Origin of the sequence: Pseudomonas aylmerensis (genome assembly GCF_001702265.1) — a bacterium.
In the GTDB taxonomy this organism is placed as follows: Bacteria; Pseudomonadota; Gammaproteobacteria; order Pseudomonadales; family Pseudomonadaceae; genus Aquipseudomonas; species Aquipseudomonas aylmerensis.
The window spans coordinates 99989-113787 of the sequence record NZ_MAUE01000029.1; the positions used below are offsets into that span (position 1 = coordinate 99989).

General features: G+C 63.5%; 7 protein-coding genes. 6 read left to right on the forward strand and 1 reads right to left on the reverse strand.

From position 1 onward, the window contains the following. Positions 1–141: 141 nt before the first annotated feature. The 6 genes from BBG20_RS20770 (at position 142) to BBG20_RS20795 (ending at position 12326) form a co-directional block, all read left to right on the forward strand. Positions 142–1446 (forward strand): MdtA/MuxA family multidrug efflux RND transporter periplasmic adaptor subunit, encoded by a 1305-nt coding sequence (locus BBG20_RS20770; RefSeq protein ID WP_065906629.1) that lies wholly within the window; start codon positions 142–144, stop codon positions 1444–1446. Further along, a complete protein-coding gene (locus BBG20_RS20775; protein ID WP_065906631.1) occupies positions 1443–4544 on the forward strand; it encodes an MdtB/MuxB family multidrug efflux RND transporter permease subunit in 3102 nt (1033 codons plus the stop codon). The genes BBG20_RS20770 and BBG20_RS20775 overlap by 4 nt, the downstream gene beginning before the upstream one ends. After that, the gene (locus BBG20_RS20780; protein WP_065906633.1) at positions 4541–7648 is read left to right on the forward strand and encodes an efflux RND transporter permease subunit; all 3108 of its coding nucleotides are present in this window, start codon (positions 4541–4543) and stop codon (positions 7646–7648) included. Before BBG20_RS20775 ends, BBG20_RS20780 begins: the two co-directional genes overlap by 4 nt. Positions 7649–7815: 167 nt before the next feature. Next, positions 7816–9225: an efflux transporter outer membrane subunit gene (locus tag BBG20_RS20785; RefSeq protein ID WP_226939992.1), complete on the forward strand. Its 1410-nt coding sequence runs from the start codon at positions 7816–7818 to the stop codon at positions 9223–9225. A 203-nt stretch (positions 9226–9428) separates the two neighbouring features. Next, positions 9429–11525 (forward strand): putative bifunctional diguanylate cyclase/phosphodiesterase, encoded by a 2097-nt coding sequence (locus tag BBG20_RS20790; RefSeq protein WP_065906635.1) that lies wholly within the window; start codon positions 9429–9431, stop codon positions 11523–11525. A 54-nt stretch (positions 11526–11579) separates the two neighbouring features. Beyond that, positions 11580–12326 (forward strand): SDR family oxidoreductase, encoded by a 747-nt coding sequence (locus BBG20_RS20795; protein WP_065906637.1) that lies wholly within the window; start codon positions 11580–11582, stop codon positions 12324–12326. Between the two features lie 44 nt (positions 12327–12370). On the opposite strand, the gene mapR is transcribed toward BBG20_RS20795, so the two are convergent. After that, positions 12371–13780, reverse strand: coding sequence for a GntR family transcriptional regulator MpaR (mapR, locus tag BBG20_RS20800; protein ID WP_065906638.1), 1410 nt, complete (start codon positions 13778–13780; stop codon positions 12371–12373). Positions 13781–13799: the final 19 nt, after the last annotated feature.

Below are 13799 nucleotides of genomic sequence, written 5' to 3' on the forward strand. Positions count from 1 at the left end.
AGGCGCTTAGCGAAATAGGCAATGGACTAAGGTCAGAAGTTAAAAGTTGTAAGCCCAAGGTAAATAGCCGGTAAAGGCGCTTTTCTTAAAGCGCTCCAGTGCTTATCTTTCAGCCTCCCAAAGAAGAAGCTCTCGCGCCCAATGGTTGATCACTCCATGCAATCCTCCCCCCGCAACTCCCGCCGCTGGCTGTTCGGCCTGCTCGTGCTGCTGGTCATCGCCGGCCTGTGCTGGAAATTCTGGCCCGGCAGCCACAAGGAAGCCGACGCGAAAAAACCGGCTGGGCATGCCGGCAAGTCGGGGATGATGCGCCCGGGCTTCGGCGGGTCTACCGGCCCGATCCCGGTGCGTGTGGCGCCTGCGGTGCTGGGGGAGTTCCCGGTGTACTACAAGGCCTTGGGCACGGTGACGGCGCTCAATACCATCAACGTGCGCAGCCGGGTGGGCGGCGAGCTGGTGAAGATCGCCTTTGAAGAAGGGCAGATGGTCAAGGCGGGCGACCTGCTGGCCGAGATCGACCCGCGCAGCTACCAGAACGCCTTGCTCCAGGCCCAGGGCACGCTGATGCAGAACCAGGCCCAGCTGAAAAACGCCCAGGTCGACGTCGAGCGTTATCGCGGCCTCTACGCCCAGGACAGTATCGCCAAGCAAACCCTGGACACCGCCGAAGCGCTGGTCCTGCAATACCAGGGCACGGTCAAGACCAACCAGGGTGCGGTGGACGACGCCAAGCTCAACCTCGAATTCACCAAGATCCGCGCGCCAATCAGCGGCCGCGTCGGCTTGCGCCAGGTCGACGTCGGTAACCTGGTCGCGGCCAACGACACCACGTTCCTCGCGGTCATCACCCAGACCCAGCCGATCAGCGTGGCGTTCACCCTGCCGGAAAACACCCTGGAAACCGTGCTCGCCCGCTACCACGCCGGCAACAAGCTGCCCGTTGAAGCCTGGGACCGTGGCGACGTGAAGCAGCAGGCAACAGGCGTGCTGCAAAGCCTGGACAACCAGATCGATGTCACCACCGGCACCCTGAAATTCAAGGCGCGGTTCGATAACAAGGACCAGGCACTGTTCCCGAATCAGTTCGTCAATGTGCACCTGCTGGCCGACACCCTGCACAACGTGGTGCTGGCGCCGTCGGCGGCGATCCAGTTCGGCAACACCGGCACCTTTGTCTACGTGCTCGACGGTGACAAGAAGGTCAAGGTCCAGCCCCTGGTGGTCGGCGATACCGACGGCGACAACACGGTGATCAAGGAAGGCCTGAAGGCCGGCGACCGTGTGGTGCTCGAAGGCACCGACCGCCTCAAGGACGGCAGCGAAATCGAAGTGGTCAACAACAGCAGCGACGTGCCGACCACCCCCACCGAACACCTGCAGGGCCAGCCGGCAGCTAAAGGGGAGACCGGCGCCGCCGCCGGCAAGGCGCAAAAGGTCGGTTCATGAACCTGTCGCGGCTGTTTATCCTCCGCCCGGTCGCCACCACGCTGAGCATGCTGGCGATTGTGTTGGCCGGCATCATCGCGTATCGCCTGTTGCCGGTATCGGCGTTGCCCCAGGTGGACTACCCGACCATCCGGGTGATGACCCTGTATCCCGGCGCCAGCCCCGATGTGATGACCAGTGCGGTGACCGCGCCGCTGGAGCGCCAGTTCGGGCAAATGCCCGGTCTCACCCAGATGGCGTCCACCAGCTCCGGCGGCGCGTCGGTGCTGACCCTGCGCTTCAACCTCGACATCAATATGGATGTCGCCGAGCAACAGGTGCAGGCCGCGATCAACGCCGCCACCAACCTGCTGCCCAAGGATTTGCCGGCGCCGCCGGTGTACAACAAGGTCAACCCGGCAGATACCCCGGTGCTGACGCTTGCGATCACCTCCAAGACCATGTTGCTGCCCAAGCTCAACGACCTGGTCGACACGCGCATGGCGCAGAAAATCGCGCAGATCAGCGGCGTCGGCATGGTCAGCATCGCCGGCGGCCAGCGCCAGGCCGTGCGCATCAAGGTCAACCCCGAGGCCCTGGCGGCCAACGGCTTGAACCTGTCGGACGTGCGCACCCTGATCGCCGCCTCCAACGTCAACCAGCCCAAGGGCAACTTCGACGGCCCCACGCGAGTGTCGATGCTGGATGCCAACGACCAGTTGGTCTCGCCGCAGCAATATGCCGAATTGATCCTGGCCTACAACAATGGCGCGCCGCTGCGCCTTAAAGACGTGGCTGAAATTGTCGACGGTGCGGAAAACGAGCGCCTCGCCGCCTGGGCCAATGAAAACCAGGCCGTGCTGCTGAATATCCAGCGCCAGCCGGGTGCCAACGTGATCGAGGTGGTCGACCGTATCAAGGCGCTGCTGCCGAGCATCACCGACAACCTGCCGGCCGGCCTCGATGTGACGGTGCTGACCGACCGCACCCAGACCATTCGCGCCTCGGTCACCGATGTGCAACACGAATTGCTCATCGCCATTGCCCTGGTGGTGATGGTGACGTTCCTGTTCCTGCGCCGGGTCAGTGCCACGATCATCCCGTCCATTGCCGTGCCGCTGTCGCTGGTGGGTACCTTCGGCGTGATGTACCTGGCCGGTTTTTCGATTAACAACCTGACGCTGATGGCCCTGACCATCGCCACCGGCTTCGTGGTGGACGATGCGATCGTGATGCTGGAGAACATCTCGCGCTATATCGAGGAGGGCGAGACACCCTTGAATGCTGCGCTCAAGGGCGCCAAGCAGATCGGCTTCACCCTGATATCCCTGACCCTGTCGCTGATCGCGGTGTTGATCCCGCTGCTGTTCATGGCCGATGTGGTGGGGCGGCTGTTCCGCGAATTTGCCATCACCCTGGCCGTGGCGATCCTGATTTCCCTGGTGGTGTCGCTGACCCTCACGCCAATGATGTGCGCGCGCCTGCTCAAGCGTGAACCCAAGGAAGAGGAGCAGGGCCGTTTCTACAAGGCCAGCGGCGCCTGGATCGACTGGCTGATCGAAGCCTACGGGCGCAAGTTGCAGTGGGTGCTCAAGCACCAGCCGCTGACCCTGCTGGTGGCCATCGCCACGCTGGGCCTCACCGTGGTTCTCTATCTGGTGGTGCCCAAGGGCTTCTTCCCGGTGCAGGACACCGGCGTGATCCAGGGGATTTCCGAAGCCCCGCAGTCGATTTCGTTTGCGGCCATGAGCCAGCGCCAGCAGGAGCTGGCGAAGATCATCCTCGCCGACCCGGCAGTGGAAAGCCTGTCGTCGTATATCGGCGTGGATGGCGATAACGCCACGCTGAACAGCGGCCGCCTGCTGATCAACCTCAAGCCCCATGGCCAGCGCGACCTGAGCGCGGCCCAGGTGATCACCCGGCTGCAGCCGGAAATCGACAAGATGGTCGGCATTCGCCTGTTCATGCAGCCGGTGCAGGACCTGACCATTGAAGACCGCGTCAGCCGCACGCAGTACCAGTTCAGCATGTCCTCGCCGGACGCCGACCTGCTGGCGCTGTGGAGCGACAAGCTGGTGCACGCCCTGAGCCAGATGCCGGAACTCACCGACGTGGCCAGCGACCTGCAGGACAAAGGCCTGCAGGTGTATCTGGTAATCGACCGTGATGCGGCCTCGCGCCTGGGTGTCAGTGTGTCGACCATTACCGACGCGCTGTATGACGCCTTCGGCCAGCGGCAGATTTCGACCATCTATACCCAGGCCAGCCAGTACCGCGTGGTGCTGCAGGCGCAGTCCGGGGAAACCCTCGGCCCTGCGGCGCTGAACCAGATCCACGTGAAAACCACCGATGGCGGCCAGGTGCGGCTGTCGAGCCTGGCGCATGTGGAGCAACGCCAGGCGCAGTTGGCGATTGCGCATATCGGCCAGTTCCCGGCGGTGATGATGTCGTTCAACCTGGCCCCCGGCGTCGCGCTGGGCAAAGGCGTGGAGCTGATCAACCAGGCGCAGAAGGACATCGGCATGCCGGTCGGCGTGCAGACCCAGTTCCAGGGCGCGGCGCAGGCGTTCGAGGCGTCGTTGTCGAGCACCTTGCTGCTGATCCTGGCGGCGGTGGTCACCATGTACATCGTGCTCGGCGTACTCTACGAGAGTTACATTCACCCGATCACCATCCTGTCCACGTTGCCGTCGGCGGCGGTGGGAGCCTTGCTGGCGTTGCTGCTCAGCGGCAATGACCTGGGCATGATCGCGATCATCGGCATCATTTTGCTGATCGGTATCGTGAAGAAGAACGCGATCATGATGATCGACTTCGCCCTCGACGCCGAACGCAACCAGGGCCTCGACCCGCAGACCGCGATCTACCAGGCGGCGCTGTTGCGTTTCCGGCCGATCCTGATGACCACCCTGGCCGCGCTGTTTGGTGCGGTGCCGCTGATGCTGGCCACTGGTTCCGGTGCCGAACTGCGTCAGCCCCTGGGCCTGGTGATGGTCGGCGGTTTGCTGGTGAGCCAGGTATTGACGCTGTTCACCACGCCGGTGATCTACCTGTACTTCGATCGCCTGGGCCGTCGCTGGCGCAAAGAGCCGCAAAGCCTGGAGCCGGTTGAGTCATGAATTTGTCCGGACCGTTCATTCGCCGGCCGGTAGCCACCATGCTGCTGAGCCTGGCGATCATGTTGCTGGGGGGCGTGAGCTTCAACCTGCTGCCGGTGTCGCCGTTGCCGCAGATCGACTTCCCGGTGATCGTGGTGTCGGCCAGCCTGCCGGGGGCCAGCCCCGAGGTGATGGCGTCCACCGTGGCCACGCCGCTGGAGCGCTCCTTCGGCGCGATTGCCGGCATCACCACCATGAGCAGCTCGTCGAGCCAGGGCTCCACGCGGGTGATCCTGGCATTTGACTCCGACCGCGACATCAACGGCGCGGCGCGAGAAGTGCAGGCGGCAATCAATGCTTCACGCAACCTGCTGCCCAGCGGCATGCGCAGCATGCCCACCTACAAGAAGATCAACCCGTCCCAGGCACCGATCATGGTGCTGTCGCTGACCTCGGACGTGTTGCAGAAGGGCCAGTTGTACGACCTGGCGTCCACCATCCTTTCGCAAAGCCTGTCCCAGGTGCCGGGCGTGGGCGAAGTGCAGATCGGCGGCAGTTCCCTGCCGGCGGTGCGCATCGAACTGGAACCCAAGGCCCTCGACCAGTACGGCGTGGCCCTGGACGACGTGCGCAACACCATCGCCAACGCCAACCAGCGGCGGCCCAAGGGCTCCCTGGAAGACAGCGAGCGCAACTGGCAGATCCAGGCCAACGACCAGCTGGAAAAAGCCAAGGACTATGAGCCGCTGCTGATTCGCTACCAGAACGGCGCGGCCCTGCGCCTGGGCGACGTGGCGAAGATCAGCGACGGCGTCGAAGACCGCTACAACAGTGGTTTCTTCAACAATGACTCGGCGGTGCTGCTGGTGATCAACCGCCAGTCCGGCGCCAACATCATCGAGACCGTCAGGCAGATCAAGGCGCAACTGCCGGCGTTGCAGGCGGTGCTGCCATCCAGCGTCAAGCTCAGCCTGGCCATGGACCGCTCGCCGGTGATCACCGCCACGTTGCATGAAGCCGAGATGACCTTGCTGATTGCGGTGGGGCTGGTGATCCTGGTGGTCTACCTGTTCCTCGGCAACTTCCGTGCGTCGCTGATCCCGACCCTGGCGGTGCCGGTGTCGCTGGTGGGCACGTTCGCGATCATGTACCTGTACGGATTTTCGTTGAACAACTTCTCGCTGATGGCGCTGATCCTTGCCACCGGCCTGGTCGTCGACGATGCCATCGTGGTGCTGGAGAACATTTCCCGGCATATCGACGACGGCGTGCCGCCGATGAAGGCGGCGTACCTGGGCGCCCAGGAAGTGGGCTTCACCTTGCTGTCGATGAACGTGTCGCTGGTGGCGGTGTTCCTGTCCATCCTGTTCATGGGCGGCATTGTCACCAACCTGTTTCGCGAATTTTCCATCACCTTGTCGGCGGCGATCATTGTGTCGCTGATTGTTTCGCTGACCCTGACGCCGATGCTCTGCGCGCGCTGGCTCAAGCCGCACGTGAAAGGGCAGATGACCGGCCTGCAGCGCTGGAGCCAGAAGATCAACGACCGCATGGTCGCCGGCTACGCCACCAGCCTCGACTGGGTGCTGCGCCACCGCCGCCTGACCCTGCTCAGCCTGTTGCTGACCATCGGCGTGAACGTGGCGCTGTACGTGGTGGTGCCGAAAACCTTTATGCCGCAGCAGGACACCGGCCAGTTGATCGGTTTTGTGCGCGGTGATGACGGGCTGTCGTTCAGCGTGATGCAGCCGAAGATGGAAACCTTCCGCAAGGCCGTGCTCAAGGACCCGGCAGTGCTCAGCGTGGCCGGCTTTATCGGCGGCAACAACGGCACCAACAACGCGGTGATGCTGGTGCGGCTCAAACCGATCAGCGAGCGCAAGATTTCCGCCCAGGCGGTGATCGAGCGCCTGCGCAAGGATGTACCGCTGGTGCCGGGCGGGCGCCTGTTCCTGATGGCCGACCAGGACCTGCAATTTGGCGGCAGCCGCGACCAGACCAGCGCGCAGTACTCCTACATCCTGCAAAGTGGTGACCTGGCCGCGTTGCGCCTGTGGTACCCGAAAGTGGTCGCCGCCTTGCGCGAGCTGCCGGAGCTGACTGCCATCGACGCCCGCGAAGGGCGCGGCGCGGCCCAGGTCACGCTGATTGTCGACCGCGACCAGGCCAAGCGCCTGGGCATCGATATGAACATGGTCACGGCGGTGCTCAACAACGCCTACAGCCAGCGGCAGATCTCGACCATCTATGACAGCCTCAACCAGTACCAGGTGGTGATGGAGGTCAACCCCAAATACGCCCAGGACCCGATCACCCTCAACCAGATGCAGGTGATTACCTCCACGGGCGCGCGGGTACCGTTGTCGACCATTGCCCATTATGAAAACAGCCTGGCGGATGATCGCGTCAGCCACGAAGGCCAGTTCGCCTCGGAAAACATCGCCTTCGACATGTCGCCCGGCGTCACGGTGGAGCAGGGCACGGCCGCCATCGAGCGGGCGATTGCCAAGGTCGGCCTGCCGGAAGACGTGATCGCCAAGATGGCCGGTACTGCCGATGCCTTCGCGGCCACGCAGAAAGGCCAGCCGTTCATGATCCTCGGCGCGCTGGTGGCGGTGTATCTGGTGTTGGGCATTCTGTATGAAAGCTACATCCACCCGCTGACGATCCTCTCGACGCTGCCGTCGGCCGGGGTTGGCGCCATGCTCGCCATCTACCTGACGGGGGGCGAGTTCAGCCTGATCTCCTTGCTGGGGTTGTTCCTGCTGATCGGTGTGGTGAAGAAGAACGCGATCCTGATGATCGACCTCGCCCTGCAACTGGAACGCAACGACGGCATGGGGCCGCTGGAGTCGATTCGCAGTGCCTGCCTGCTGCGTTTGCGCCCGATCCTGATGACCACGTTGGCGGCCATCCTCGGGGCCTTGCCGTTGCTGCTTGGCACCGGTGATGGCGCGGAAATGCGCCACCCGCTTGGCCTGACCATTATTGGCGGCCTGGTGTTCAGCCAGGTCCTGACCCTCTACACCACCCCGGTGGTCTACCTCTATCTCGACCGCGCGCGCCACCGTTTCAACGCCTGGCGCGGCGTGCGCACCGATGCTGCCCTGGACACTGCGCTATGACTGACTCAATCAACGCCAACGCACCGCATCCGGTCGCCGTGGCGGACCTCGACAACGCGCCTTGCTCCGCAGGCGCCGGCTTGCCGGCGAAAAAAAACCGGACACCGCGTGTGCCCCGGCTGGGCGCGTTATCGTTGGCGACCTTCGCGAGCAAACTCGCGCCTACGATGGGGCTTGCGCTGCTGCTCAGTGCCTGCGCCGTCGGCCCGGATTACAAGCGCCCGGAAGTGGTCGAGCCTGCACAGTTCAAGGAAGCCCAGGGTTGGCGCCAGGCGACGCCGAGCGATTCCCTGGCCCGTGGCGCCTGGTGGGAGTTGTACGGCGATCGTCAACTCAATGACCTGGTGTTGCGCCTGAACAACTCGAACCAGACCGTGGCCCAGGCCGAGGCGCGCTTTCGCCAGGCCCAGGCCCTGGTGCGCAGTTCGCGCGGGGCGTTTTACCCCACTGTCGACCTGAGCGCCGGCAAAACCCGCGCGAGCCAGGGCACTGGCAGCAGTAACGCCAGCCTCAGCAGTTCCAGCAGTGGCATCCGCGACACCCTCAATGCGCAGTTGGGCGTGAGTTGGGAGGCGGATATCTGGGGCAAGTTGCGCCGTGGCCTGGAAGCCAACGAAGCCAGTGCCGAGGCCAGCTCGGCCGACCTCGCGGCGATGCGCCTGAGCCAGCAGTCGGAACTGGTGCAAAGCTATCTGCAACTGCGCGTGATGGATGAGCAGACGCGCCTGTTGCAAGCGACCCTGGAGACTTATCAGCGCTCCCTGCAAATGACCGAAAACCAATACCGTGCCGGCGTCTCAGGCAAGGATGCGGTGGCCCAGGCGCAGACCCAGCTCAAGACCACCCAAGCCAGCCTGATTGACCTGATCTGGCAGCGCGCCCAGCTGGAAAATGCGATTGCCGTATTGATCGGCGAGGCTCCGGCCAACTTCAACCTGGCGGTGAGCAAGGACATCCCGGCGCTGCCGCAGATTCCGGTGAGCCTGCCGTCGCAACTGCTGGAACGCCGACCGGATATCGCCTCGGCCGAACGCTCGGTGATCGCCGCCAACGCGAATATCGGCGTGGCCAAGGCAGCCTACTACCCGGACCTGAGCCTGAGCCTGGCCGGCGGCTATTCCAGCAGCACCTACGCCGACTGGATCAGCCTGCCGAACCGCTTCTGGTCGGTGGGCCCCAAGCTGGCCATGACCCTGTTCGACGGTGGCCAGCGCTCGGCGGAAGTCGACCGCAGCGTGGCCTCCTATGACGAAACCGTGGCCAAGTACCGCCAGACCGTGCTCGACGGCTTCCGTGAAGTGGAAAACTACATGGTGCAGCTCAAGGTGCTGGAAGACGAAGCAGTGGTCAGCAATGAAGCACTCGACGCCGCGCGCGAGTCACTGCGCCTGACCCAGAACCAGTACAAGGCCGGGCTGATCGCCTACCTGGACGTGGTGACGGTACAGGCCACCGCGCTGAGCAACGAGCGCACCGTGCTGACCTTGCTGCAGACACGGCTGGTGGCCAGCGTGCAATTGATCGCCGCGTTGGGCGGTGGCTGGGATGGGCAAACGCCCATCGCCGAAAAGGACTGACCCCCCAATCCACTGCCGGCGCCGGCTTGCAAAGGCGGCGTCTGCAGTGCCTTGCGCAGCGCCCGCGAGCCAGATCATTGGCGTCAAATTGCCACTAATGGCGCTCTGATAATTAATCAAGTGCTCAAGAATTAATCTCGCTACAATCGCCCGCTTTGCCATTTCGCACGGGTCTCTCGGGCCCGTTGTGTACGAGAAGTCCCATGCTCATCGGTAGTTATTCCCCCTCGCTCGTCGTGATTTCGCTGTTTGTCGCGATTCTCGCTTCCTACACCGCCCTGGACCTGACCGGTCGTCTCGCGACGGCCAAGGGACGCGCCGTTTACCTGTGGATGGCCGGCGGGGCGTTGGCGATGGGAGTGGGCGTGTGGTCCATGCACTTTATCGGCATGCTGGCGCTGCGCCTACCGTTTGCCCTGGGGTTTGACCTGGGCATTACCGCGCTGTCGTTATTGATCGCGGTGTTGTCCAGTGGTTTTGCCTTGTGGTTGGTCAGCCAGCCACGATTACCCGCGTGGCAGCTGGCCTTGGGCGCGCTGATCATGGGGGCCGGCATCGCCAGCATGCATTACACCGGCATGGCCGCGATGCGCATGACCCCCGGCATCGACTACGACCCCACCTTGTTTGGCGCCTCGTTGCTGATCGCGGTGGTGGCTTCCGGTGCAGCGCTGTGGATTGCGTTCAATCTGCGCCGCAACACCCCCTACGTGCGCCTGGCCCGGGGCGGCGCGGCAGTGGTGATGGGGATCGCCATCGTCGGCATGCACTACACCGGCATGGCGGCTGCGCAATTTGCCGATGAGAGCTACTGCGGCGCCGCGTTGAGCGGCTTGAGCGGCAAGGGCCTGGATAACCTGGTGCTGGTGACCTCGTTGGCGGTGTTGATCATCGCGTTGCTGACCTCGCTGCTCGACGCGCGCCTGGAAGCCCGCACGGCCGTACTCGCCGACTCGCTGACCCTGGCCAATCAGGAACTCACCCACCTGGCGCTGCACGACATGCTCACCGGCTTGCCCAATCGCACGTTGCTGGCGGATCGCATTCAACAGGCCATGCAAGCGGTGAAAGAGCAGGGCGGTTGCTTCGCGCTGATGTTTATCGACCTCGACGGCTTCAAGCCGGTCAACGATGCCTTTGGTCACCATATGGGCGACCAACTCTTGCGTGAAGTCGGCCTGCGCCTGCGCGAGGACCTGCGCAGCCAGGACACCCTGGCGCGCATCGGCGGGGATGAGTTTGTGTTGCTGGTGCAACTGACCCAGCCGGATGACGCCCTCGGCCTTGCTGAGCGCCAGGTGGTACTGATCAACCGCGCGTTCCAGGTGGCCGAGCATGAACTGAAAATCTCCGCCAGCGTCGGCATCGCCATGTTCCCGGGCAATGGCAACAGCCCCCAGGAACTGCTGATGAACGCCGACGCCGCGATGTACCACGCCAAGGGCATGGGCAAGAACGGCTACAGCTTTTTCGATGTGTCGATGAATACCAATGCGCGCAAGCAGCTGCAGTTGCTGCAGGACCTGCGCAATGCCGTCGAGCAGCAGCAATTTCGCCTGTACTACCAGCCCAAGTTCGATGCGGTCAGTGGCATCCCGGTCGGTGCCGAGGCGTTATTGCGCTGGGAGCATCCGCAACAGGGCCTGTTGCTGCCGGCGACCTTTATCGAGCTGGCGGAGAAGACTGGCCTGATCATTCCGATTGGTGAGTGGGTGCTCGACGAGGCCTGCCGCCAGATGAGTCTGTGGTATGCGCAGGGCTATGAAGACTGGCGCATCGCCGTGAACCTCTCGGCGCTGCAGTTCTGCCATGCCGGGCTGGTCAAAAGTGTCGCCACGGCACTCGCGCGGCACCAGTTGCCGGCCAACAGCCTGACCCTGGAAATCACCGAGACCACCGCCATGAGCGATGCCGATGCGAGCATGACGGTGTTGCAGCAGTTGTCGGAAATGGGCGTGGATTTGTCCATTGACGATTTCGGCACCGGCTATTCCAGCCTCATGTACCTCAAGCGCTTGCCCGCCAACGAGTTGAAGATCGACCGCGGCTTCGTGCGTGACCTGGAGCACGACAGCGACGATGCCGCCATCGTTTCGGCGATCGTTGCCCTGGGTCAGGCCCTGGGCTTGCGGATTGTCGCCGAGGGGGTGGAGACCGATGTGCAGCAGAATTTCCTTACGCGGCTGGGGTGTAATTCCCTGCAGGGCTACCTGCTCGGCCACCCGCTGCCGGCCGACAGTTTCATGCTCGACATCCAGCGTGCCGAAGAGGCAGTCGCGCCTGACAAAAGCCGTGCGTGACGGTTAGTATTGGATCCAACCATAACCATCAGGTTGGATCAGGAGACCGCACGCATGGACAAAGTTGTCATCATCACCGGGGGTAGCCGCGGGATTGGCGCCGAGACGGCACTGCTGGCAGCTCGCGAGGGCTATCGCATCTGCATCAACTACCAGTCCGATGAAACCGCCGCCCACAGCGTCCTCGAACAGGTGCGTGCCTTGGGGGCCCAGGCGATTGCCGTGCGTGCGGATGTCAGCATTGAAGATGAGGTGATCGCGCTGTTCAACCGGGTGGATGCCGAGTTGGGGCGTGTCACCGCATTGGTCAACAACGCCGGCACCGTGGCGCACAAGGCGCGGGTCGATGAAATGTCTGAATTCCGCATCCTGAAAATCATGAAGACCAACGTGCTCGGCCCGATCCTCTGCGCCAAGCACGCGGTGCTGCGCATGTCGCCCAGGCATGGCGGGCAGGGTGGCAGTATCGTCAACGTGTCATCGGTGGCGGCGCGCCTGGGTTCGCCGGGGGAGTACGTTGACTATGCGGCCTCCAAGGGCGCACTCGACACCTTTACCCTGGGCCTGTCCAAAGAGGTCGCGGGCGAGGGCATTCGCGTCAACGCGGTACGCCCGGGGTATATCTTCACCGACTTCCACGCCTTGAGCGGCGACCCGGACCGCGTCAGCAAACTCGAATCCGGTATCCCCATGGCCCGTGGCGGACGCCCGGATGAAGTCGCGGAAGCGATTATCTGGTTGCTGTCGGACAAGGCCTCGTATGCCACCGGTACGTTCCTGGACCTGGGCGGCGGCCGTTGATGTTGAAGTGAGGGAGCAAGCGCCCTCGCCACAAGGCATCGGGATCAAAAGGAGCGGACGATCCGCCCCAAGGTCTCCATGGCTTTTTCCGACGCTTCAGTCCACGGGCTGCCGTAGTTCAGGCGGATGCAGTTGCGAAAGCGCTGGGTAGCCGAGAAGATCGGGCCCGGCGCAATGCTGATGCCTTGCGCCAGCGCCATCTGGAACAGCTTCAAAGAGTCGGTTTGCTCCGGCAATTCCAGCCACAGGAAATAGCCACCGGCCGGTTGGCTGACGCGGGTCTGGGCCGGGAAGTAACGCGCAATGGCGGCGAGCATGGCGCTTTGCTGTTCTTCCAGGGCATAGCGCAATTTGCGCAGGTGCCGGTCGTAGCCGCCGTGCTGCAGATAATCGGCAATCGCCGCCTGGGCCGGCATCGATGGGCACAGCGATGTCATCAGCTTCAGGCGTTCGACTTTCTGCGCATAGCGCCCGGCGGCCACCCAGCCCACGCGATAGCCGGGCGCGAGGCTCTTGGCGAAGGAGCCGCAGTGCATCACCAGGCCCTCGGTATCAAACGCCTTGGCCGGTTTCGGCGCGTGTTGGCCGTAATACAACTCGGCGTACACATCGTCTTCGATCAGTGGCACCTGATGGCTGCGCAGCAGTTCTACCAGCGCCTGCTTCTTGGCCTCTGGCAGCGTCGCGCCCATCGGGTTCTGGAAGCTGGTCATGGTCCAGCAGGCCTTGATCGGGTAGCGCTCCAGGGTTTGTGCCAGCGCGTTGAGGTCAATGCCGTCGCGCGGGTGCACGGGGATTTCGACTGCCTTGAGTTTCAGGCGTTCGAGCACTTGCAGGCAGGCGTAGAACGCCGGGGCCTCGATCGCGACCAGGTCGCCGGGTTCGGTCACAGCCTGCAGGCACAGGTTGAGTGCTTCGAGGGCGCCATTGGTGATCAGCAGTTCTTCCATGGGCAACATCAGCCCGCCGACCATGTAGCGCAGGGCAATCTGCCGACGCAGTTGCGGGTTGCCCGGCGACATGTCGGTGACCACCAGGCGCGGGTCCATCTCGCGGCTGGCGCTGGCCAGGGAGCGCGCCAGGCGCGGCAGCGGGAACAGCATCGGGCTGGGGAAGGCCGAGCCGAACGGCACGGTGTTGGGGTCCTTGATCGAGTCCAGCACCGAGAACACCAGTTCGCTCACATCCACTTCAGTGGACTCGTGCACGTGCTCGCTCACCACCGGCTCGGAAAACGGGCTCGGTGCGTGGGTATTGACGAAGTAACCCGAGCGCGGCCGGGCGCGGATCAGCCCACGTCGCTCCAGCAGGTAATACGCCTGGAACACTGTCGATGGGCTGACGCCGTAAGTCTGGCTGGCGTAGCGCACCGAAGGCACACGCTGGCCGGGGCCGAGCACGCCGGAGCGGATCAGTTCTGCAATGTCGTCGGCAAATTTTTCGTAGCGTTTCATGGGGGCCTAATCAGCTTTT